General features: G+C 58.1%; 21 protein-coding genes. 15 read left to right on the forward strand and 6 right to left on the reverse strand.

Features of this window, described 5'->3' with window-relative positions:
* Window positions 1–56 precede the first annotated feature (56 nt).
* From ligK to CLU84_RS07695, 7 genes are all read left to right on the forward strand, one after another.
* A complete protein-coding gene (ligK, locus tag CLU84_RS07665) occupies window positions 57–740 on the forward strand; it encodes a 4-carboxy-4-hydroxy-2-oxoadipate aldolase/oxaloacetate decarboxylase (RefSeq protein ID WP_099736684.1) in 684 nt (227 codons plus the stop codon).
* Window positions 741–784: 44 nt separating this feature from the next.
* Window positions 785–1,804, forward strand: coding sequence for an MBL fold metallo-hydrolase (locus CLU84_RS07670; RefSeq protein ID WP_099736685.1), 1,020 nt, complete (start codon window positions 785–787; stop codon window positions 1,802–1,804).
* A 30-nt stretch (window positions 1,805–1,834) separates the two neighbouring features.
* A complete protein-coding gene (locus tag CLU84_RS07675; RefSeq protein ID WP_099736686.1) occupies window positions 1,835–2,752 on the forward strand; it encodes an amidohydrolase family protein in 918 nt (305 codons plus the stop codon).
* Between the two features lie 82 nt (window positions 2,753–2,834).
* Window positions 2,835–3,293, forward strand: a complete 459-nt coding sequence (ligA, locus tag CLU84_RS07680) for a protocatechuate 4,5-dioxygenase subunit alpha (RefSeq protein ID WP_099736687.1) — start codon at window positions 2,835–2,837, stop codon at window positions 3,291–3,293.
* A 3-nt stretch (window positions 3,294–3,296) separates the two neighbouring features.
* Entirely contained in the window at window positions 3,297–4,166 is an 870-nt protein-coding gene (locus tag CLU84_RS07685) for a class III extradiol dioxygenase subunit beta (protein WP_099736688.1), read from the forward strand.
* Window positions 4,166–5,125 carry a Gfo/Idh/MocA family oxidoreductase gene (locus CLU84_RS07690; RefSeq protein WP_099736689.1) on the forward strand — a complete coding sequence of 320 codons (960 nt, stop codon included), beginning with the start codon at window positions 4,166–4,168 and terminating at the stop codon, window positions 5,123–5,125. Before CLU84_RS07685 ends, CLU84_RS07690 begins: the two co-directional genes overlap by 1 nt.
* A gap of 140 nt (window positions 5,126–5,265) precedes the next feature.
* Complete coding sequence (locus CLU84_RS07695; RefSeq protein WP_099736690.1) at window positions 5,266–6,288, forward strand: aldo/keto reductase; 1,023 nt, start codon at window positions 5,266–5,268, stop codon at window positions 6,286–6,288.
* Window positions 6,289–6,332: 44 nt separating this feature from the next.
* Here the strand turns inward: CLU84_RS07695 and CLU84_RS07700 are convergent, their stop codons facing one another.
* The 4 genes from CLU84_RS07700 to CLU84_RS07715 form a co-directional block, all read right to left on the reverse strand.
* Window positions 6,333–7,577, reverse strand: coding sequence for a tetratricopeptide repeat protein (locus tag CLU84_RS07700; protein ID WP_099736691.1), 1,245 nt, complete (start codon window positions 7,575–7,577; stop codon window positions 6,333–6,335).
* Window positions 7,577–9,274: a DUF4384 domain-containing protein gene (locus tag CLU84_RS07705; RefSeq protein WP_233209959.1), complete on the reverse strand. Its 1,698-nt coding sequence runs from the start codon at window positions 9,272–9,274 to the stop codon at window positions 7,577–7,579. Before CLU84_RS07705 ends, CLU84_RS07700 begins: the two co-directional genes overlap by 1 nt.
* 98 nt (window positions 9,275–9,372) lie before the next feature.
* The gene (locus CLU84_RS07710) at window positions 9,373–9,771 is read right to left on the reverse strand and encodes a hypothetical protein (protein ID WP_144445422.1); all 399 of its coding nucleotides are present in this window, start codon (window positions 9,769–9,771) and stop codon (window positions 9,373–9,375) included.
* A gap of 99 nt (window positions 9,772–9,870) precedes the next feature.
* Window positions 9,871–10,599 carry a hypothetical protein gene (locus CLU84_RS07715; protein WP_144445423.1) on the reverse strand — a complete coding sequence of 243 codons (729 nt, stop codon included), beginning with the start codon at window positions 10,597–10,599 and terminating at the stop codon, window positions 9,871–9,873.
* A 424-nt stretch (window positions 10,600–11,023) separates the two neighbouring features.
* On the opposite strand from CLU84_RS07715, the gene CLU84_RS07720 reads away from it, so the two are divergent.
* Window positions 11,024–11,824 carry a response regulator transcription factor gene (locus CLU84_RS07720; protein WP_099736694.1) on the forward strand — a complete coding sequence of 267 codons (801 nt, stop codon included), beginning with the start codon at window positions 11,024–11,026 and terminating at the stop codon, window positions 11,822–11,824.
* Between the two features lie 4 nt (window positions 11,825–11,828).
* On the opposite strand, the gene CLU84_RS07725 is transcribed toward CLU84_RS07720, so the two are convergent.
* Window positions 11,829–12,722, reverse strand: a complete 894-nt coding sequence (locus CLU84_RS07725; protein WP_099736695.1) for a CaiB/BaiF CoA-transferase family protein — start codon at window positions 12,720–12,722, stop codon at window positions 11,829–11,831.
* A gap of 370 nt (window positions 12,723–13,092) precedes the next feature.
* On the opposite strand from CLU84_RS07725, the gene ygiD reads away from it, so the two are divergent.
* Window positions 13,093–13,962, forward strand: coding sequence for a 4,5-DOPA dioxygenase extradiol (gene ygiD / locus CLU84_RS07730; RefSeq protein WP_233209960.1), 870 nt, complete (start codon window positions 13,093–13,095; stop codon window positions 13,960–13,962).
* 201 nt (window positions 13,963–14,163) lie between these two features.
* Here the strand turns inward: ygiD and CLU84_RS07735 are convergent, their stop codons facing one another.
* Window positions 14,164–15,360, reverse strand: coding sequence for an amino acid aminotransferase (locus tag CLU84_RS07735; protein WP_099736697.1), 1,197 nt, complete (start codon window positions 15,358–15,360; stop codon window positions 14,164–14,166).
* A 176-nt stretch (window positions 15,361–15,536) separates the two neighbouring features.
* Here CLU84_RS07735 and uvrB point away from each other — a divergent pair, with 176 nt between their 5' ends.
* From uvrB to hscB, 6 genes are all read left to right on the forward strand, one after another.
* Window positions 15,537–17,603, forward strand: coding sequence for an excinuclease ABC subunit UvrB (uvrB, locus tag CLU84_RS07740; protein WP_099737928.1), 2,067 nt, complete (start codon window positions 15,537–15,539; stop codon window positions 17,601–17,603).
* 229 nt (window positions 17,604–17,832) lie between these two features.
* A complete protein-coding gene (iscR, locus tag CLU84_RS07745) occupies window positions 17,833–18,369 on the forward strand; it encodes a Fe-S cluster assembly transcriptional regulator IscR (protein WP_003054211.1) in 537 nt (178 codons plus the stop codon).
* A gap of 174 nt (window positions 18,370–18,543) precedes the next feature.
* Window positions 18,544–19,764 (forward strand): IscS subfamily cysteine desulfurase, encoded by a 1,221-nt coding sequence (locus CLU84_RS07750; protein WP_099736698.1) that lies wholly within the window; start codon window positions 18,544–18,546, stop codon window positions 19,762–19,764.
* Window positions 19,765–19,798: 34 nt separating this feature from the next.
* Window positions 19,799–20,194 (forward strand): Fe-S cluster assembly scaffold IscU, encoded by a 396-nt coding sequence (iscU, locus tag CLU84_RS07755; protein ID WP_099736699.1) that lies wholly within the window; start codon window positions 19,799–19,801, stop codon window positions 20,192–20,194.
* 4 nt (window positions 20,195–20,198) lie between these two features.
* Window positions 20,199–20,522 carry an iron-sulfur cluster assembly protein IscA gene (gene iscA, locus CLU84_RS07760; protein ID WP_099736700.1) on the forward strand — a complete coding sequence of 108 codons (324 nt, stop codon included), beginning with the start codon at window positions 20,199–20,201 and terminating at the stop codon, window positions 20,520–20,522.
* A 149-nt stretch (window positions 20,523–20,671) separates the two neighbouring features.
* Complete coding sequence (gene hscB, locus CLU84_RS07765) at window positions 20,672–21,190, forward strand: Fe-S protein assembly co-chaperone HscB (protein WP_099736701.1); 519 nt, start codon at window positions 20,672–20,674, stop codon at window positions 21,188–21,190.
* Window positions 21,191–21,276: the final 86 nt, after the last annotated feature.

Here is a 21,276-nt window from a genome sequence, read left to right on the forward strand (position 1 = left end):
CAAGCGCTAGCAGCTCTCTTTTTTGATTCAATAACGTCTAAGCAAAGAGGTATTTCATGTACGAACTCGGCGTCGTTTACCGCAATATCCAGCGCGCTGATCGCGCGGCTGCCGATGGTCTGGCCGCTCTGGGCTCTGCCACCGTGCACGAAGCCATGGGCCGCGTCGGCCTGCTCAAGCCCTATATGCGCCCCATCTTCGCGGGCAAGCAAGTGTCTGGTACTGCCATCACCGTGCTGCTGCAGCCCGGCGACAACTGGATGATGCATGTCGCTGCCGAGCAGATTCAGCCCGGCGACATCGTCGTCGCTGCCGTCACCGCCGAGTGCACCGACGGCTACTTCGGCGATCTGCTGGCCACCAGCTTTCAGGCCCGTGGCGCGCGCGCGCTGATCATCGACGCCGGCGTGCGTGATGTGAAGACGCTGCAAGAGATGGATTTCCCCGTGTGGAGCAAAGCGATTTCCTCCAAGGGAACCATCAAGGCAACCCTGGGCTCGGTCAATATCCCCATCGTCTGCGCCGGCATGCTGGTCACGCCCGGTGACGTGATCGTGGCCGACGACGATGGCGTGGTCTGCGTACCCGCTGCCCGTGCCGCACAAGTGCTGGAAGCCGCCCAGAAACGCGAAAGCTTTGAAGGCGAAAAGCGCGCCAAGCTGGCCTCGGGCATTCTGGGCCTTGACATGTACAAGATGCGCGAGCCCTTGGCGGCTGCGGGTCTCAAGTACATCGACTAATCAGAACAAACGCACCCAAAAATCACTACAACAGGAGCCGCCGTATGTTCTCTTCCATCAAATCCTCTTCCTCTTCTTCCTCCAACGCCGATCAGTCGGTGAACGTCTCGCGTCGCCAATGCCTGGCCGCCGCTGCCAGTCTGGCTGGTGCCGGTGCACTGGGTCTGGGCGTTTCCAGCAATGCCCTGGCACAGGCTGTCAAGGCTGCTGCCGGTCAGAAGGGCACACAACTCATCTTGCTGGGCACCAAAGGTGGCCCGCGCGTGGGCGGTGAGCGCTCCAACCCGGCCAGCGTGCTGCTGATCGATGGCGAGCCCTTTGTTGTCGATTGCGCCTACGGCGTGGCCGCACAATTGGTCAAGGCCGGTATTGCCCTGCCGCGTCTGAGCAAGGTGTTCATCACCCACATGCACTCGGACCACAACCTGGAGTACGGCCCTATGCTGTACTCGGCCTGGGCTGCCGGTTTGCGCAACAAGGTCGATGTCTGGGGCCCACCCACGCTGGACACGATGACCAAGGCCTTCATGGAGTCCATGAAGTTCGACATCGACATCCGCATGGGTGACGAAGGCAAGCCTGACCTGCGCAAGATGGTGCTGACGCATGAGTTCTCCAAGCCCGGCGTGATTCTGGAAAACGACAAGGTCAAGGTTACGGCGGTGCGCAATATTCACCCGCCGATCACCGATTCGTTTGCGCTGCGCTTTGACACCAAGGATCGCTCCGTCGTTTTCTCTGGCGACACGACCTATTGCCCGGCCGTGGCCGAGCTGGCCAAGGGCGCCGACGTGCTGGTGCACGAGGTGATTTATGTGCCCGGCGTGGATGCCATGGTCAAGCGCGTGCCCAATGCGGCCTCGCTCAAGGAGCATCTGCTGGCCAGCCACACTACGACCGACGACGTGGGCCGTATTGCCGCCGCTGCAGGCGTCAAGAAGCTGGTGCTCTCGCACATCGTGCCGGGCGACGACCCCAGCATCACTGATGAGATGCTGCTCGAAGGCGTGCGCAAGCACTTCAAGGGCGATGCCGTGGTGGGCAAGGATTTGATGGTGATCTGATCCCTCTTTGACGATAACGACTGGACTGACATGAGCCAATTTGAAAAGACCCCCGGCTGGATGGACTGGTATGCCAACCCCAGCAAGCCCCGCTTCAAGCTGCCTGCGGGCGCTGTGGATGCGCATTGCCATGTCTTTGGCCCCGGCCATGAATTCCCCTTTGCGCCCGAGCGCAAGTACACGCCCTGCGACGCTAGCAAGGCGCAGCTGTTTGCACTGCGTGACCACCTGGGCTTTGCCCGCAACGTGGTGGTGCAGGCCACTTGCCACGGTGCGGACAATCGCGCCATGGTCGATGCCTGCAAGGCTTCGGGCGGCATGGCCCGTGGTGTGGCCACGATCAAGCGCAGCATTTCGGATGCCGAGCTGCAAGAGCTGCATGACGCCGGTGTGCGCGGTGTGCGCTTTAACTTCGTCAAGCGCCTGGTCGATTTCACGCCCAAGGACGAACTGATGGAGATTGCCGCCCGCATTAACAAGCTGGGCTGGCATGTGGTCATCTACTTTGAAGCCGTGGATCTGCCCGAGCTGTGGGACTTTTTCACCGCGCTGCCCACCACCGTGGTGGTGGACCATATGGGTCGCCCCGATGTGGCCAAGGGCGTGGACAGCGAAGAGTTCGCTCTGTTCCTCAAGTTCATGCGCGAGCACAAGAATGTGTGGAGCAAAGTGTCCTGCCCCGAGCGTTTATCCGTCTCCGGTCCCAAGGCCCTGGATGGTGAGCAGAACGCTTATCAGGATGTGGTGCCGTTTGCCCGTCGCGTGGTGGAAGAATTCCCCGATCGCGTGCTGTGGGGCACCGACTGGCCGCACCCCAATTTGAAGGACCATATGCCCGATGACGGCTTGCTGGTGGACTTCATCCCCCACATCGCACCGACCGCCGAGCTGCAGCAAAAGCTGCTGGTGGACAACCCCATGCGTCTGTACTGGCCCGAAGAGGTCTGACGGAGTTCCGGCGAAACATACACCCGGACACAGCCCGGAGCCTTGTCGCATGGGCTCCGGCATCCGTAAACGAGGAAAATTTATGGCATTGGAAAAACCCTATCTGGACGTGCCCGGCACCATCATTTTTGATGCCGAGCAAGCGCGTCGGGGCTACTGGCTCAACCAGTTTTGCATGTCGCTGATGAAGCCGGAAAACCGTGATCGCTTCCGTGCCAATGAGCGCGCTTATTTGGACGAATGGGCCATGTCTGAGGAGCAAAAGCAGGCCGTGCTGGCCCGCGATCTGAACTGGTGCATGCGCACCGGTGGCAACATCTACTTTCTGGCCAAGATCGGCTCCACCGATGGCAAGAGCTTCCAGCAGATGGCGGGCTCCATGACCGGCATGACCGAAGACGAGTACCGCGCAATGATGGTCGCTGGCGGCCGCTCGGTTGAGGGCAACCGCTATGTGGGCGAAGAGGGCGATGCACAGGCCCACCGCCAGCCTCAGGGCAGCGCCGGTGGCACAGGTACAGCGAACAAGGAAAGCAACTAAGACATGGCACGCATTACCGCATCTGTTTTCACCTCGCACGTGCCTGCCATTGGTGCAGCCATGGACATGGGCAAGACGCAGGAAGCCTACTGGGCGCCTCTGTTCAAGGGCTATGACTTCTCCCGCCAGTGGATGAAGGACAACAAGCCCGACGTGATTTTCCTGGTCTACAACGACCACGCCACGGCTTTCAGCTCGGACATCATCCCGACCTTTGCCATTGGCACCTCGGCTGAATACCAGCCCGCCGATGAAGGCTGGGGTCCACGCCCTGTGCCCGTCGTCAAGGGTCACCCCGAGTTGGCCGCGCACATCGCGCAGTCGGTCATTCAGCAGGACTTTGACCTGACCATCGTCAACAACATCGCGGTGGACCACGGCCTGACCGTGCCTCTGTCGCTGATGTGCGGCGAGCAGGACCCCAAGACCGGTTCCTGGCCTTGCCCCGTGATTCCCTTTGCCGTAAACGTGGTGCAGTACCCCGTGCCATCGGGCCAGCGCTGCTTCAACATCGGCCGCGCCATCCGCAAGGCCATCGAGAGCTACGACCAGGACATCAATGTCCACATCTGGGGCACGGGCGGCATGAGCCACCAGCTGCAAGGCGCACGCGCCGGTCTGATCAATCAGGAATGGGACAACAATTTCCTCGACCTGTTGATCGAGAACCCACACGGTTTGGCCAAGAAGCCTCACATTGACTACGTACGCGAAGCCGGCTCCGAAGGCATCGAGCTGGTGATGTGGCTGATTGCGCGCGGCGCCATGTCCGACGTGGATGGCCCTGCGCCCCTGCCTAAAGTGGCACACCGCTTCTACCATGTGCCCGCATCCAATACGGCTGTGGGTCACCTCATCTTGGAGAATCAATAATGAGCAAGACCATCAAAGTCGCGCTGGCTGGCGCGGGTGCCTTCGGCATCAAGCACCTGGACGGCATCAAGAACATCGACGGCGTGGAAGTTGTCTCGCTGGTCGGTCGTCGTCTGGATCAAACCCAGGAAGTGGCCGACAAGTACGGCATTAAGCATGTCTGCACCGACCTGGCTGATGCGCTGGCGCTGCCTGAAGTCGATGCCGTCATTCTGTGCACGCCCACGCAGATGCACGCCGAGCAGTCCATTGCCTGCCTGAAGGCCGGCAAGCATGTGCAAGTTGAAATTCCTCTGGCTGACGCCCTGAAGGATGCGCAGGAAGTGGCCGAGCTGCAAAAGCAGACCGGTCTGGTCGCCATGGTGGGCCACACCCGCCGCTTCAACCCCAGCCACCAGTGGGTGCACAAGAAGATTGAAGCCGGTGAGTTCAACATCCAGCAAATGGATGTGCAAACCTACTTCTTCCGCCGCACCAACATGAATGCGCTGGGCCAGGCCCGTAGCTGGACCGACCACCTGCTGTGGCACCACGCTGCCCACACCGTGGACCTGTTTGCGTATCAAGCGGGCAGCCCCATCGTCAAGGCCAATGCCGTGCAAGGCCCCATCCACAAGGATCTGGGCATTGCCATGGACATGAGCATTCAGCTCAAGGCCGCCAACGGTGCCATCTGCACCTTGAGCCTGTCGTTCAACAACGATGGCCCTCTGGGAACCTTCTTCCGCTACATCGGCGATACCGGCACCTACCTGGCCCGTTACGACGACCTGTACACCGGCAAGGAAGAGAAGATTGATGTCTCCAACGTCGATGTGTCCATGAACGGTATCGAGCTGCAGGACCGCGAATTCTTCGCTGCCATCCGCGAAGGCCGCGAGCCCAACTCCAGCGTGCAGCAAGTGTTCAACTGCTACAAGGTTTTGCATGACCTGGAGCAGCAACTGAACGCCGAGTAAGTTCGGGTGATGGATTGATGCAGACAAAGGCCGGGGCTCGCTCCGGCCTTTTTTGCTTCCATGTTGATAGCTGCCAGCGCTTTATCCCATTGGGCTATCGGCTATAAATGCTTTAATTTTGTAAATTCTAAGGAGTCTCCGTGCAAAACCGAGCACTAGGCCCATTCAGCGTGGCGAACGTCGCGCTGGGCTGCATGAATTTCTGCCACGCGTATGGCAGCCCAGTCTCCAGCGAGCAGTCTCACTCCGTGCTGCACGCGGCCCTTGATGCGGGCGTGACGATGTTCGACACCGCTGCGCTTTATGGCTTTGGTGCCAGCGAATCGCTGGTCGGCCCCGTGCTCAAGCCTCACCGCCAGCGCATCACTCTGGCCAGCAAAGGCGGCATGGCCGGCGTGCGTGGCGACGATGGCGTCATGCGCCGCGTGATTGACGGTCGCCCCAAAACCCTGCGCCAGAACTGCGAAGACAGCCTGCAACGCCTGGGCACGGACGTGATCGACCTTTACTACCTGCACCGCTGGGACAAGAACGTGCCCATCGAGGAATCCGTGGGCGAGATGGCGCGCCTGAAGGACGAGGGAAAAATTCGCGCACTGGGTCTGTCCGAAGTCGGTGTCGAAGCTTTGCGTCGCGCCCATAAGGAACATCCGATTGCGGCCCTGCAAAGCGAATATTCGCTGTGGTCGCGGAATGCAGAACTGGGCACGCTGGCCGCCTGCAAAGAGCTGGGCATTGCCTATGTGGCCTTCAGCCCCATGGGGCGCGCCTTTTTGAGCGGCAAGTTGCAGCAAGTGGATGATCTTGTCAAAGGCGATATCCGCGCCACCATGCCGCGTTTTACGGCAGATGCCTATGCGCGGAACCTGCGCCTGCTGGCCCCTATGCAGGCGGTGGCTGAAAAAGCCGATTGCACGCTGGCCGAGCTGGCCATTGCCTGGGTGCTGGCGCAGGGCGAGCATGTGATCGCGTTGCCCGGCACCACCAAGGTGGACCATCTGCACGAAGATGTGCGTGGCGGCAGCGTGAAGCTGAGCGCTGAGTTGCTGGCCGAGCTGGATGACATTTTCAAGCCTGAAGCCATTGCCTGTGACCGCTATGCGCTGCAAGGCCAGGGCGAGGTGGATACTGAAAAGTATGCGTTTGAAAAGCGTCCGGGCTGATCGCCCGGTTTCAGCTTTTTAGGTGGTCAAGGCAACAGCGGGCGTTACGGCGCAATCGCTTGCTGCCTTTTTTGCCAGACGGCAGGCAGAAGGTCGAACAACGGAGTCGGCTCACGCTGAAGCTGTAATGCCGTGACACTGCTGGCAATCTGCGGAGTGGCGTGGCTGAGGTCAACCCTGGCGAGTTGCTGCATCCAGCCCGGGTCAAAGCTGCCGTTGGGCATGGGTCTGGAGAAAATGAGTTCAATCATTTTGTGGGCCTCCGAGCTGCCACGTTGCTCAGCCAGACGGTAAAAGCGCAAAGCTTCCGCATAGTTGGCGGGCACGCCTTGCCCGCGGTGGTACATACGGGCCATATCGAGTGCGAACTGTGCCGATCCCGGCTGAGCCGAGGGTGCGGCTGCTTCAGAGGCTTGACCTCGCGACTGGACAATGCGCAGGTTTTCTGCGGCCACGGAAGAGCGCGCAGCCACCCGGCGAAAGTAGGTCACAGCCTGTGAGGTTTGCTTGCTGGCGAATGCTTGAATCCCCAGCTCGATATTGGCCTGAACGTCACCAGCGGCAGCAGCACGCTCCAGCAGCTGCCGCTCGGGCGTGGCGGGGCTGGCACCTGCCGATGCCGTGTTGAGCTGCAAGGGCTTGAGGCGTGTGGCCTGAAGCCAGGCCAAAAAATCTGCACGCGCAGGGTGCGCGGCCCGCAAGTGACTGATTGATTGAGTGGCGGTTGCCGGGTTGGCGGCGGTGCCGCAGCCATCAATGGCGCACCAGGCAAGACCGGCAAAAGCCCAAGGCTCGCGCCCTTTGCGCGCCGCGCGTTCAAACCACTGCAAAGCGAGTGGCTGGTCGATGCGCACGCCTGTGCCATGCAGATATATCAGGCCCAGCAGCCACGCGGCCTGCGCACTGGCGCTGCTGCTGCCGTAGCCGCTGGCAGGCGAGGCTGTTTTTTGCAGCTGCTCAATTTCTCGGTTCAGCAGCATGCCTGCTGCGGCCTTGGGCATAAGTGTTTCGCCCGGAGAGGGGAGTGGAGGGGCGCTGATGCCGGGTGTCAGAGGCGTGGCCGGTGCCTCAATGCGAGGGCTATCGGTGGTGAGGGGTGGGATGCTCTGCGCAGGCAATGGGGTGCTGGCGATGGGAACTGGTTGAGGTCGCAGAGCGCCCCAGTGGGCAGCCTCCGCAGAGCGGGTGCGAGCCTCTGCCGCCTCGGCACAGACCAAGACCAGGATCAACAGCGCAAGCCCTTGGCTGACTGCCGCGAGGCCACAGAGCTCAGGCTGCTGCCGGGGCATTACTTCGCTCCTTTTTCGGCGGCTTCAGCGGGCGGGGTCTTGCGGGCGATCACGTTCCAGTTGATGTTTTGCACGACATGTCCCTCGCTGCCCAGCGCTTGCTGGAATCGATCCAGAACACCCTGGGTACCGCGCACATCCTTCATCACCGTGAGTGCCGGGCCCTGCATGTCCGCAGACAGTCTTGGCATGGCGTCATGGGCCGTCGCGATGCAGATCACGTTTTCGCTACCTGGCTTGCCTGCATCCAGAATGAAGCCGGGGCTGGGGCTCATCCAGTCTGGAATGCGCACGGCTTGGTCTGCCGATAGCAGCGTGCTGGTCTGCAGAGCATTGGGCAGCAGACGTGTGACGGTGCCGGCGCTGTCAACGTAGTAGCAATAAAGGTGCGATGCCTTTGAAACCGTGGCTGACAGGAAGATTTGCTCGCCTTCGGTGAAGGCCGGGCGGGCGCCAGCGGGCTGGGGGTTTTCCAGCTGCAGGTTGATGTTCCAGGACGGCCAAGGTGAGCGAGATGCCGTGCTGGTCTGCATGCTGTCATTGTTCCAGCCGATGCGCGTCAGCGTTCCCTCTTGATCGAGACCTACAAAGTTACGCAGCGCGGCTTCGTAGGTGGGAAAAGTGATGGTGCCGCTGACGATCACACCTTTGTCCGCTTGAAATTGGGCAAGGGCTTCGCGCAGGGCTGGCGCATTGGCGTTCAGGTTTTCCTGGCTGTTGGGCAGATAGCCGCGGCTGATCAAGGAGGAGCGCACCAGGCGCAACTGGCCCTCGGGGCCGCTTGCATCAAACCAGTCGCGCATCTGGCGCTGAAAACTGGGGTTGGTCTGATCGAGCATCAGACATTGCCAGTAGGGTACGCGAGCCCATTTCCCCACCAGTTCGATCATGGCCAGATCGACCAGAGTGCGCAAAGCGCCTCCGGTTCCCATGGCATAGTCGCGCCCTACATTGAACCGTACGCCGTAGCTTCCGATGCGGCCTGCGAGATCAAGCCCGTCGCCAGCGCCGCCGATCACCACCTCATTGGCGGAATCCAGCCCCGGGATGATGGTGCGGGTACGAAAATCTCCCAGATGGGCTTCGAGTGCGACGACGGTGGCGGTGTTGCTTTTGCTGTGTCCAAGATCCACGCGGTCGCCAGAAATCCCGGCGGTTCTGCGCTGACTGATCACGTTCTGATCCACAAACGCGATAGCGCCAGAGACGTACAGGGCAGGGCGCTGCAGCTGCATCTGGTTGTTGTTGAGCAAAATCGTGGTCAGGTTCTGAACAGTGTCCTGACGGGCGATGTCTACTTCGTAATCCACATATCGGAAGGCATTGCTCAGGTGCGACATCTGCGAAAGCGATGTCACCACCATGTCCTTGACGGCGACCGGCACCTTGCCCGAGAAGTCCGGGAATTGTTTGCTACTGATCAAGGTCGTAGGCAGCTCAGCCGCTCGCAGCATGTGATCCATGCAGCTGAGCGATTCGGAGAAGCTGGAGATGGAGCGAACCGGGCGAACCACAGGCCGGTTTACCGTGGTTGCCATTTCGTGAGCGTCAATATGGCGGCGGGCATCTAGTTGGCCGCAGCCCGTATTGGCCAGTATCAGCGCCGAGCCCAGCCAATACCAGAGTTGGGTGATGCGGCCTTTCTGCAGGCCTTGCCCGGCTTTGAATGTCACTGTCCCCACTTCAGTGCGTTCCATGATGACCTCTTGAATTTGCTTTTATGGAGTGGATCTGTTTTGTGAGATTCATTCAGCCCTGAATGAGTCGTGACGCAGCGCTGGCTACCACTTCTTATTCAATTGCAGATATTGATGACATCGCCACGCAGCACCACGACTTGCTCGTTATTTCCCATGCCTTTAGGCGCGACAACGCTTCCAATGGACTGATAGCAATTGGTCTGCATGCCCTTGGTCTGCACGGACTGCACAACATCTTTTTCTGTTTTGATCTCACCGAGGTTGTTGCTATAGGCCTTGGCGGTATAGCGGCTGATTTTGGCGGCGGCATCATCGGGCATCTGCTGGAGATACTGAACGCTGGTAGAGCGTGTGACGGGCGCAAGAGGGAGCTGCAGATAATTGACGCGTCCGGTAATTGCGACCGGGTCTTCGCCCGGAGCAGCCCAGGCGCTGATATGCGTGGTCAGCAGAGCCGCCATGAAGGTGCAAAGAATTCGGATAGAGGAAGTCATGACAAGCCTCCAGGCAGTCGCGGTGGATGGCCGTATCGCGTGCGCAAGTACGGATGCATGTTCAGCCAGCCCATGGCTGGGCCGGCTGAGTTCGCTTGCTTAGCGCATTGCGTATGGGCCGCAGGCCGGGCCTACGCAGACCACTGGGGGAGGATCGCAGGAGTCGTTCGACGCGATGTTTTGATAGGCATGTGCAAAAGCACCGTTGGCCAGATTCGCCACAATCGACGCGCCGTAGATGGATGTGGTCTGGCTCGAGTTGCCAGAGATGTTCACCTTGCCGTAGTTGGATGACATGTTCTGCACTGCTACAGTGTTGGCGCCCTTGGCGGTGTTGCTGACTGTCGTTCCCGAGCCGCTGATGCCAACAACTTGGGTGCTGATACCGCTGATGCTCACTTCACCCATATTGCTTGCCGCATTCTGATAGGCAAGCGCTCCATCCCGGCAATCTGGTCCAGAGCAGCTGTTGCTGCTGCTGTTGGCCTCGTTCTTCAGCGTTGCACCCACGACATTGGCCGTTTGATTGGAGGTGCCCGTGAAATGGATGCTCTTATCAATACTCACGGTCCCGACATTCGAAGCCAGGTTCTGTACTGCAACGTCTCCAGCCGATTGGGCCTTGTTGGTGACCACAGCATTGTCAACGATCGACGTTTGGGTCGAATTACCGCTGACAGTGATGGAGCCTTTGTTGGAGGCGATGTTTTGATTGGCGTAGGCCTTGGATTGCGCCGTGTTTTCGACTCGGCTGCCATTGACACTGGCGGTTTGCGTAGAGCTACCCGTAATGTTGATGGTGGCCGTGCCATAAGAGCTCGCAGCCATGGCTGCGGTTGCTACAAGACTAAGAGCAAAGATTGCAATCGATTTCATGAGAAGGCTCCCCTGCAAGTTTGAAAGTACCTCTAGCCGTGACGGCTAGAGACAGAGCACCACTGGCATTGCCACCAACCCTCTGGCTACTTGCTTGTGTTTGCTCAATTCCAGTTTCTGGCCGAAGTTCCATCTTCGATATCACCTTCAGCAGCTACCCAACCAGTAGCAAGCAGGAACCCTCAATTTCTGAAGTGCCTACAAGAGCAGCGTGTTTCAAAATGAAATCTTGGCCACTTTTTTAAGTGGTAGCTACTAGTTGTAATCTTTGCAATATTTGTAATTTGCAATTCATTTTTTCTATCTATCTCGTACTGTCACTGCATCGAAGACTATTGTTTACATTCGATTTCTGCTTTTCTCGAAGGGCGTGATCATGGATTTATTTAAATTAGGAGCAAACTTTGTTGCTGCTAAAAGTAAAAGTGATGAATGTGGTGAGGGAGGGCGCGAGATTTTTGATGTCTTTCAAAATCCCCCATCAATCTGGCCCTCATTCCTGGTGGGGCAGCGCAGTCGGCCCGTGCGCACCGCCATCGTGGATGCAGACTCCCACTTTTTGAAAGTGCTGCATCAGGAGTTGTGTCAGGACGAGCGCATCCAGATCGTGGGCGAGGCACAGGGGCTCAAGGAAGGTAAGCGGCTGTGCCGTGGGCTGGAGTTCGATGTGCTTCTGGTGGATGTCAATCTGGCAGATGGATCCGGCTTTCAATTGCTCAGCTATTTGCAGCTGCACAGAGCAAGCTGCCAAAGCATTGTGATTACATCGATGGATCAGGATGAGAATGTGATCAAGGCGCTGGAGCTGGGTGCATCTGGCTATTTGGTCAAGCATTCCTGGTTTGGCAATTCGGCGCAATCTGTTCTGCAAGTCGCCAATGGCGGCGCTGCCTTTGCGCCGCATGTGGCCAAAAGATTAATCAAAAATTTTGATACCAAAATATCGGAAATGCGCGGGCGCATGGGCGAAAAGCCCAAAATTGCAGAGCGATTATCAGACCGTGAAAAAGATATTCTGCGCATGGTTGCAAGTGGGCATACCAGCGCAGAAGTTGGAAAACGACTCAATATAAGTGCTCTGACAGTAAACACCCATGTCAAAAATATTTATCGAAAACTGCAGGTTCGATCGAGAGCGCAAGCCGTGAATCACGCTTCTATATTTGGAATGCTCTGATCTTTTAATTATTTCGATGGATGGCGAATAAAGGAATATCGTTTTTTTGTGCCAGTTGCGTGAGTTGCACGCTGCTGAGGGCGGCTAGAAACTGCGCCACGCCCACATGGGTTTCAGGTTTGCGCATATCGGTGGGGTGGCTGAAGGGCAGGCCTGCGGCTTCGCACAGGCGCTGGGCAAAGTGCGGCTCCAGCGCGGCCACGGCCACAATGCCGTCCGCGCAGGGATAAATCTGGTAGCCCGCATGAGCACCGCCCACGTCGCCGTCGGGCTGGGTCAGCCCCCAGTGCCACGGCAGAGACAGCCATTGCGCAGCCTGCGCCAGGCCAATCTCCTGAAAAACGCCATGTCCGCTGCGGCTGCTGATCAGCATGGCTTTGAGTACGGCTTCGCTGGCCATGAGTGCGCCTGCCATGTCGGCAAACAGGCTGGGTGGCAAATGGGTGCTGTGCACCAACCCGGCTTCGGCCTGATAGGTGAGGTCATGGCCGGGCACATCTGCCAGCTCGCCTGCGCTGCCGACTACGCGTACCAGCGATAGTTTGGGGTAGCGCTGCTGCAAGGCCTCCCAGCCCAGACCCAGCTTGGTCAAGGCGGAGGGGCGAAATGAGGTCAGCAACACATCGGTTTCTGCCAGTAGCGCATGCAGCGTCTGCTGGCCTGCTTCGGTTTTGAGGTCGGCCTGCTGGGTCTGAACGCGCTCATGCATTTGCGCATAGGCGCTGGGGCAATACAGGCCCATGGGGTCGGCGCCACCGCCGCCGGGAGCCAGTGGCTCTAGCTTTCTGCAGTCAGCCCCCATATCGGCGCAGCGCCACAGGGCGGCGGGACCTGGCAGATTCAGGGCGAGGCTGAGAATGCGAACCCCTTGCAGGGGCTGAATGGCGGCAGTGGGCATGGCTTGCTGATTTCCTTTTGTTTTGACTCGCTAACACCGCCCTTGATGCGTCGTTATTTCGCCTTGGCATACGGCTTTCACGGCTTGCGGCTTTACGCCTCGTTTTAGCCAAAAGTCTGCGATTTGCTGGATGGTGTTTGCGCCTCTTGTGCTGTTGTAGTGCATGCGCGGCTCAAGCGCTGGCACTTTCAGGACAGTCTGTTTCGGAATTGGCGCTGTAAAAGGCTTTTGCGCTGTGGCAAGCTTGTCCTATCTGTAAAAAAGCGCTGGTATTGGGCGCGATCGATTGACTGTGATGCGTAGACGTACGCTTTTTTTCCTGAGCGCTGCCACTGCGGTGGTGACTGTTGGGAGCTGGAAGGCCTATTCCATGAATTCTGTTTCTTCTTCGGTGCTGCCAGAGCATTTGCTGCAGCAACTCAAACCTTCGCCCCGCATGCCGGTGATGTTCATCGGTCACGGCAGCCCCATGAATGTGATTGAGGACACGCACTGGCGTCAGAGCTGGAAGGCGCTGGGCCAGGAGCTGGGTGCCAAGGGCATTGCGCCGCAACTGATTCTTTGCGTCTCGGCCCATTGGCTGACGGAGTCCGACTGGTCGCTGACCGGCATGGCTCAGCCGCGCACCATTCATGACTTTGGCGGCTTTCCGCAAGAGCTGTTTGACCAGCAATATCCAGCCCCCGGTGCACCCGAGGTGGCCAAGCAGCTGGCGGCCGAGCTGCATTCGCCGCTCGATGGATCGGCCTTGCTGGTCGATCACAAATGGGGCTTTGACCATGGCACCTGGTCGGTGTTGCTGCCCATGTTCCCCGAGGCGAAGATTCCGGTGATGCAACTGAGCCTGCCCTATGGCCTGCCGCCTGATAAGCACTTCGAGATGGGTCGCCAGCTGCGCGCGCTGCGCGAGCGCGGCGTGTTGATTGTGGGCAGTGGCAATGTGGTGCACAACCTGCGCGCCATGCAGCGCGGTGCGGCGGACAATCAGGCGTACGACTGGACAGTTCAGTTCGACACCGAGGTGCAGCAGCGCTTTGACAGCGGTAATTTGGCGGACTTGAGTACGTTTCTGGACTGGGGCCCGCAGGCACGACTGGCCCACCCCACGCATGACCACTATCTGCCCTTGCTCTATGCCGCTGGTGCAGTGCAGGAGGGAGAGGTGCCGCGTGTCTTTAACGATTCTTACCAGTACGCAGCACTGTCCATGCGCTCTGCGATCTGGGGTTTGAATACCTGATGCTCAGGATTTGATAGCTGTTAGCGCATGAATCTATAAGGTTTTTTGGTCTTAATGGCTTGGAATTAAGGCTAATAAGGCGTAAGCAGCTATCAAAATAAATAGTCTGAACATTGAGCAGGGCACAAAAAAAGAGCAACGGGTTAAAAATCCGTTGCTCTTTGTTTTTCAGGGCTGCCGAAGCAGCCCCGGGGTGTGACTTTAGATCACAGCGGCAATGGCCTTGCAGACATAGTCGATGTTCTTGCTGTTCAGCGCAGCCACGCACATGCGGCCGGTGTCGGTGCCGTACACGCCGAACTCGGAGCGCAGGCGCACCATCTGTTCCTTGGACAGGCCGGAGTACGAGAACATGCCGATCTGGGTGGTGATGAAGGACATGTCTTGCTGCACGCCGGCAGCTTTCAGGCCGTCGACCAGCTTCTTGCGCATGGCCTTGATGCGCACGCGCATCTCGCCCAGTTCCTTTTCCCACAGAGCGTGCAGCTCGGGGTTGTTCAGAACTGCAGCCACCACAGCGCCACCGTGTGTAGGTGGGTTGGAGTAGTTGGTACGGATGACGATCTTCAGTTGCGACAGCACGCGAGCGGCTTCGTCCTTGTCAGCAGCGACCACGGACAGGGCGCCCACGCGCTCGCCATACAGGCTGAAGCTTTTGGAGAAGGAGGTGGACACAAAGATGTCCAGACCAGCGGCCACGAACTTGCCGATCACGGCGCCGTCTTCGGCGATACCGTGGCCAAAGCCTTGGTAGGCCATGTCCAGGAAGGGAACCAGACCCTTTGCCTTGACGACTGCAATCACTTTATCCCACTGAGCGGCAGTGATGTCATAGCCGGTTGGGTTGTGGCAGCAGGCGTGCAGCACGACCACGGTGCCAGCAGGGGCAGCGTTCAGGTCGGCCAGCATGCCGGCGAAGTCGATGGAGCGGGTGGCTGCATCGTAGTAAGCATAGGTGCCGACTTCAAAACCAGCGTTGGTGAAGATGGCCTTGTGGTTTTCCCAGCTGGGGTTGGAGATCAGAACCTTGGCGTTGGGGTTGAGCTTCTTGAGGAAGTCAGCGCCAATCTTCAGGCCGCCAGTGCCGCCGATGGCTTGCACTGTGGCCACGCGACCGGACTTGACCACGTCGGACTCAGCACCGAACACCAGCGCCTTGACGCCGTTGTCATAAGCAGCGATACCGTCGATGGGCAGGTAGCCGCGGGCGCTGGGCTTTTCCATCATGGCCTTTTCAGCGGCCTGCACGCACTGCAGCAAAGGCAGCTTGCCGTTATCGTCAAAATACACGCCCACGCCCAGGTTCACTTTGCTGGGGTTGGTGTCAGCATTGAATTGCTCGTTCAGACCCAGGATGGGGTCGCGGGGGGCCATTTCGACGGCGGTAAACAGAGACATGAAAAAATCCTTGAGGGATGGAAATAAGTCAGGTCACCCCCAGCTATTGCCTGCGGTAGCGTGTTGACGAGTGCGACACGCGCGAACCTCGAAAAAACGCACCAGCCTAGGTTAGGCTTGAGGGTTGGTCTGCCATTCTACTCCGCGCTAACCCTATGCGTCATGGACATGACATCATGCAAGAAGAAAATATGACTGCTGAGCCACAAGGCCGTTTTGTGCAATATCCAGACTCGCCGTTCGAGTTGTTCCAGCCTTATCCGCCTGCGGGAGATCAACCGACGGCGATTGAGCAACTGGTGGAAGGCGTCAATGACGGCGAAACTTACCAGACGCTGCTGGGTGTGACGGGCTCGGGCAAGACTTTCACCATGGCCAATGTGATTGCGCGGTTGGGCCGCCCGGCCATTGTGTTTGCGCCGAACAAAACGCTGGCGGCGCAGCTGTACTCTGAGTTCAGAGAGTTTTTCCCAAAAAATGCGGTCGAGTACTTTGTTAGCTACTACGACTACTACCAGCCCGAAGCCTATGTGCCCCAGCGCGATCTATTCATTGAAAAGGACAGCGCGATCAATGAGCACATCGAGCAGATGCGTCTGTCTTGTACCAAGAGCATTATGGAACGGCGCGATGTGATCATCGTGGCCACGGTCTCGGCCATTTACGGTATTGGTGAGCCCGAGAGCTACCACCGCATGATCATGACGCTGCGCACAGGCGACACGCTGAACCAGCGCGATGCGATTGCGCAGCTGATTCGCATGCAATATCAGCGCAACGATCAGGATTTCTCACGCGGTACTTTTCGGGTGCGTGGCGACACGATTGATGTCTTCCCGGCCGAGCATTCGGAGCTGGCCGTGCGCATTGAGCTTTTTGACGATGAGGTCGAAAGCCTTCAGCTTTTTGACCCGCTGACGGGCCGCGTGCGCCAGAGCATTCCGCGCTTTACCGTCTACCCCAGCAGCCATTACGTCACGCCCCGCGACAAGGTGTTGGCAGCGGTGGAAACCATCAAAGAAGAGCTGTCTGAGCGCTTGAAGCAACTGGTGGGCATGGGCAAGCTGGTCGAAGCGCAGCGGCTTGAGCAGCGCACCAGGTTTGATCTGGAAATGCTCAGCGAAGTAGGGCATTGCAAGGGTATTGAAAACTACACCCGCCATCTCTCCGCATCCAACCCCGGTGATCCGCCCAGCACGCTGACGGACTACATGCCGCGCGACTCCATCATGTTTCTGGATGAGAGCCACCAGATGATTGGTCAGCTCAACGCCATGTACAACGGCGACCGGGCGCGCAAGACCACATTGGTGGAATATGGCTTTCGTTTGCCTTCGGCGCTGGATAACCGCCCGCTCAAGTTTGAAGAGTTTGAACAGCGCATGCGCCAGGTGGTGTTCGTGTCTGCCACGCCGGCTGATTATGAAAAGACCCATGCCGGTCAAGTGGTAGAGCAGGTGGTGCGCCCTACGGGCTTGCTGGATCCGCTGATCGAGGTGCGCCCCGCCACTCATCAGGTGGACGATGTGCTGCAGGAAATTCGCCTGCGTGTAGAAAAAGAAGAGCGCGTGCTCATCACCACATTGACCAAGCGCATGGCCGAGCAGCTTACGGAATATCTGACGGACAACGGTGTCAAAGTGCGCTATCTGCACTCCGATGTGGATACGGTGGAGCGTGTGGAAATCATCCGCGATCTGCGTCTGGGCGCTTTTGATGTGCTGGTTGGCATCAACCTGCTGCGCGAAGGGTTAGATATTCCCGAAGTATCACTGGTTGCGATTCTGGACGCTGACAAAGAAGGCTTTTTGCGGGCCGAGCGCAGCCTGATTCAAACCATAGGCCGTGCGGCGCGTAACGTGAATGGCAAGGCGATTTTGTATGGCGACCGCATTACGGAATCAATGAAAAAGGCCATGGGCGAGACGGAGCGGCGCAGGGAAAAGCAGAGGCTTTTCAATGAGGCGAATGGAATTGTGCCAAAGCAGATTGTCAAGAGGGTAAAAGACCTGATTGATGGCGTGTACAGTGAAAAAAGTGGTAAAGAGGCTGAGCGTTTGCAGGATCAAGCCCTGCAAAAGGCTCGTGTCGAGGATATGTCTGAAAAAGATATCGCCAAAGAAATCAAACGCTTGGAGAAACAGATGCTGGAGCATGCCAAGAATCTGGAGTTTGAACAGGCGGCCCGGGTGCGCGATCAGTTATCACTGCTTAAACAACAGCTGTTTGGTGCAACTCCGTAGGACGGAACCTTCGGTTTTGTCAGGGTTATTACGTGAGTGCACGCTGTTACCCGACAAAATTGATGGGGAATGTGATATACTCCGGTCAAACACTCAACAACAAACTTCCCTCACAGAAGGGCTCTGAACCTAATTGCAGGACGGAGTAAGGGCGGAGACTGTGCTCGTCTAGGTAGCTGTGGCCAAGCGGGCGTTTCTGTAACTAACAATCCTGACTGAAGGAGCTCATATGCGTCTTACGACCAAAGGCCGCTTTGCGGTCACCGCGATGATCGACCTGGCCCTGCGCCAGAACAACGGCCCTGTCACGCTGGCAGCCATCAGCCAGCGTCAGCAGATTTCGCTGTCCTATCTGGAACAGTTGTTCGGCAAGCTGCGTCGTCACGAGCTGGTGGAGTCCACCCGTGGCCCCGGCGGCGGCTACACCTTGGCCCGCAAGGCAACAGACATCACAGTGGCTGACATCATCGTTTCGGTGGATGAGCCGATTGATGCCACACAATGCGGCGGCAAAGAAAACTGTCTGGGCGAAGCAGGTCGCTGCATGACCCATGAACTGTGGGCAGCACTGAACCAGCGCATGGTGGAGTTCCTTGATTCCGTCACGCTGCAAAAGCTGGTGGATGAGCAACTGGCCAAGGGCATCCAGATTGAGGATAAGCCTGTGGTGCGCCGTGCAATCTCCACTGCTCCTGTGGTCAAGCCTATCCGCGTGAATGCACCTAACTCGGTGTTTGCGCTGGGTAACGCCTTCGCTAAATCCTGATCTGGTGCCGCACAAGCTTGGCTTGTGCGGTAACTTGATCGGCATGAACCTTGATTCCGATTGTCAGGGCGGAGAGGCATGCATGGCTGTGCGGCATGTTCTCTCGCTCGGGCGGCACCTTTGGGTGCATCGATTTCCTCACGATTTGTCAGCCAAAAACAAGACGAGCCAGTCATGGACATGACCCCGCACTTTCCCATTTATCTCGATTACGGCGCAACGACTCCCATGGACCCCCGCGTGGTAGACGCGATGATTCCTTGGTTGCGTGAGCATTTCGGTAATGCTGCCTCGCGTAGCCATGCCTGGGGCTGGGAAGCTGAAGAAGCTATCGAGAATGCCCGCAAGCAAGTGGCCGAGCTGATCAATGCTGACCCCCGCGAGATCGTGTGGACCAGCGGTGCGACAGAGTCCGACAATCTGGCGATCAAGGGTGCAGCACACTTTTACCAAGGCAAGGGCAAGCACCTGATCACGGTGAAGACCGAGCACAAGGCTGTGCTGGACACCATGCGTGAGCTGGAGCGTCAGGGCTTTGAAGTTTCTTATCTGGACGTCAATGAGAATGGTCTGCTGGATCTGGACGTATTCAAGGCTGCAATTCGCCCTGACACCATCCTCGCCAGCGTGATGGCAGTGAACAATGAAATCGGTGTGGTTCAGGATCTGAACGCCATCGGTGCTCTGTGCCGTGAAAAGGGAATCATCTTCCACGTGGATGCCGCTCAGGCCTCCGGCAAGATGGTTCTGGACATGCAGACCATGCCTATCGATCTGATGAGCCTGGCTTCGCACAAGACTTATGGCCCCAAAGGTATCGGTGCTCTGTACGTGCGCCGCAAGCCTCGAGTGCGCCTCGAAGCGCAAATGCACGGCGGTGGTCACGAGCGCGGCATGCGTTCGGGCACGCTGGCTACGCACCAGATCGTAGGCATGGGCGAAGCTTTCCGCATCGCCAAGGAAGACATGGCCAAGGACATGGATCACGCACATGGTCTGCGTCAGCGCCTGCTCGACGGCCTCAAGGATCTGGAACAAGTCTTTGTGAACGGCGACATGGAAAATGGCGTCCCTCACTACCTGAACATGAGCTTCAACTACGTCGAAGGCGAGTCGTTGATCATGGGTATCAAGGGTCTGGCTGTTTCCTCCGGCTCTGCCTGCACGTCTGCCAGCCTGGAGCCCAGCTATGTGCTGCGTGCCCTGGGCCGTAGCGACGAGCTAGCTCACAGCTCGCTGCGCATGACTTTTGGTCGCTTCACGACTGAAGAAGAAATTGACTACGCGATCAAGACAATTCGTGAAAACGTATTGAAGCTGCGCGAGCTGAGCCCTCTGTGGGAGATGTACAAAGACGGCATCGACCTCAGCACTATTCAATGGGCTGCACACTAAGTACAGATTACAAAGAGTTCAAGAGGTAGACACCATGGCTTACTCCGAAAAAGTTGTTGATCACTATGAAAACCCCCGCAACGTAGGTTCGTTCGACAAGAGCGATGACTCCGTGGGCACGGGCATGGTGGGCGCGCCCGCTTGCGGCGACGTGATGAAACTGCAGATCAAGGTCAACCCCGCCACTGGCGTGATTGAGGATGCACGTTTCAAGACCTATGGCTGTGGCTCTGCCATTGCTTCGTCTTCTCTGGTGACAGAATGGGTTAAGGGCAAGACGCTGGACGAGGCTGCGGCCTTGAAGAACAGCCAGATCGCTGAAGAATTGGCATTGCCACCTGTCAAGGTTCACTGCTCCATTCTGGCTGAAGACGCCATCAAGGCTGCGGTGAACGACTACCGCGCAAAGCGCACCACGACGGAAGCTTGAGGCCATGGCTATTTCAATGACCGAGGCGGCCGCCCGTCATGTGAATCGCTACCTCTCACGTCGCGGTAAGGGTGTTGGCGTTCGTCTGGGCGTCAAGACCACAGGCTGCTCCGGCTTGGCTTACAAGCTGGAGTATGTCGACGAGATACTGCCCGATGACGTGGTGTTTGAAGACCACGGCATCAAGGTGCTGGTGGATCCCAAGAGCCTGGCTTATATCGATGGCACTGTGCTCGACTTTGTGCGTGAAGGCCTGAACGAAGGCTTTAAGTTCGGTAACCCCAACGAGCGTGATCGTTGTGGTTGTGGCGAGAGTTTTAGAATTTAAACTCCCCCTGAGCCGCTTTGCGGCTTCCCCTGAGGGGACGACACCTTCGCCGCAAGGCGGCTTTGCTTGGTGTCTCTGGCCTTGGCCAGCTCCCTGGTTTTAAGTAAAGGAAGCCGCCTCAGTCCTGCTGAAGGCGGTTTTTTAATGCCATGAATCTGCAATCTGACGACTTTGAATTGTTTGGTCTGCCGCGCAAGTTTGCCCAAGAGCGCAGCCAGATTGATGCACGCTGGAAAGAACTTCAGCGCGAAGCGCATCCCGACCGCTTTGCTGCGCAGGGCGCAGCCGCGCAGCGCGTGGCCATGCAGTGGTCTGTGCGCATCAATGAGGCCTATCAACGCCTGAAAGACCCGCTCAAGCGCGCAGCGTACTTGTGCGAGTTGCTGGGCGCGCCTGTGCGGGCTGAAGACAACACCGCCATGCCCACCGCATTTCTGATGCAGCAGATGGAGTGGCGCGAGTCTTTGGACGACGCTTCTTCTGAGGCGGCGCTTGATGCGCTGGATGACGAAGTGCTGAGCGCCAAAAAGCAGATGCTGGCTGAATGCGGCCGTTTGCTGGATGAGGTGAATGACCCCGCCGCAGCTGTGCAACAGGTAAGAGCCCTCATGTTTGTTGCGCGATTTGCGCAGGATGTGGAGCGCCGCCGCGAGCAACTGGGACAATAAGACCCAGAGCACCGTTCGCGGCATTGTCCAGAGGACGTATCCATCTTGAAAAGGCCAGCCCCGCTGGCCTCTGACATTTCAAAAGA

The organism is Comamonas sp. 26 (genome assembly GCF_002754475.1).
Taxonomy (GTDB): Bacteria; Pseudomonadota; Gammaproteobacteria; order Burkholderiales; family Burkholderiaceae_C; genus Comamonas.

Coding starts and splice junctions, on each gene's coding strand:
- ligK (WP_099736684.1), top strand. CDS start 57: ATGTACGAACTCGGCGTCGTTTACCGCAATATCCAGCGCGCTGATCGC.
- CLU84_RS07670 (WP_099736685.1), top strand. CDS start 785: ATGTTCTCTTCCATCAAATCCTCTTCCTCTTCTTCCTCCAACGCCGAT.
- CLU84_RS07675 (WP_099736686.1), top strand. CDS start 1,835: ATGAGCCAATTTGAAAAGACCCCCGGCTGGATGGACTGGTATGCCAAC.
- ligA (WP_099736687.1), top strand. CDS start 2,835: ATGGCATTGGAAAAACCCTATCTGGACGTGCCCGGCACCATCATTTTT.
- CLU84_RS07685 (WP_099736688.1), top strand. CDS start 3,297: ATGGCACGCATTACCGCATCTGTTTTCACCTCGCACGTGCCTGCCATT.
- CLU84_RS07690 (WP_099736689.1), top strand. CDS start 4,166: ATGAGCAAGACCATCAAAGTCGCGCTGGCTGGCGCGGGTGCCTTCGGC.
- CLU84_RS07700 (WP_099736691.1), bottom strand. CDS start 7,577: ATGCCCCGGCAGCAGCCTGAGCTCTGTGGCCTCGCGGCAGTCAGCCAA.
- CLU84_RS07705 (WP_233209959.1), bottom strand. CDS start 9,274: ATGGAACGCACTGAAGTGGGGACAGTGACATTCAAAGCCGGGCAAGGC.
- CLU84_RS07710 (WP_144445422.1), bottom strand. CDS start 9,771: ATGACTTCCTCTATCCGAATTCTTTGCACCTTCATGGCGGCTCTGCTG.
- CLU84_RS07715 (WP_144445423.1), bottom strand. CDS start 10,599: ATGGCTGCGAGCTCTTATGGCACGGCCACCATCAACATTACGGGTAGC.
- CLU84_RS07720 (WP_099736694.1), top strand. CDS start 11,024: ATGGATTTATTTAAATTAGGAGCAAACTTTGTTGCTGCTAAAAGTAAA.
- CLU84_RS07725 (WP_099736695.1), bottom strand. CDS start 12,722: ATGCCCACTGCCGCCATTCAGCCCCTGCAAGGGGTTCGCATTCTCAGC.
- ygiD (WP_233209960.1), top strand. CDS start 13,093: ATGAATTCTGTTTCTTCTTCGGTGCTGCCAGAGCATTTGCTGCAGCAA.
- CLU84_RS07735 (WP_099736697.1), bottom strand. CDS start 15,360: ATGTCTCTGTTTACCGCCGTCGAAATGGCCCCCCGCGACCCCATCCTG.
- uvrB (WP_099737928.1), top strand. CDS start 15,537: ATGCAAGAAGAAAATATGACTGCTGAGCCACAAGGCCGTTTTGTGCAA.
- iscR (WP_003054211.1), top strand. CDS start 17,833: ATGCGTCTTACGACCAAAGGCCGCTTTGCGGTCACCGCGATGATCGAC.
- CLU84_RS07750 (WP_099736698.1), top strand. CDS start 18,544: ATGGACATGACCCCGCACTTTCCCATTTATCTCGATTACGGCGCAACG.
- iscU (WP_099736699.1), top strand. CDS start 19,799: ATGGCTTACTCCGAAAAAGTTGTTGATCACTATGAAAACCCCCGCAAC.
- iscA (WP_099736700.1), top strand. CDS start 20,199: ATGGCTATTTCAATGACCGAGGCGGCCGCCCGTCATGTGAATCGCTAC.
- hscB (WP_099736701.1), top strand. CDS start 20,672: ATGAATCTGCAATCTGACGACTTTGAATTGTTTGGTCTGCCGCGCAAG.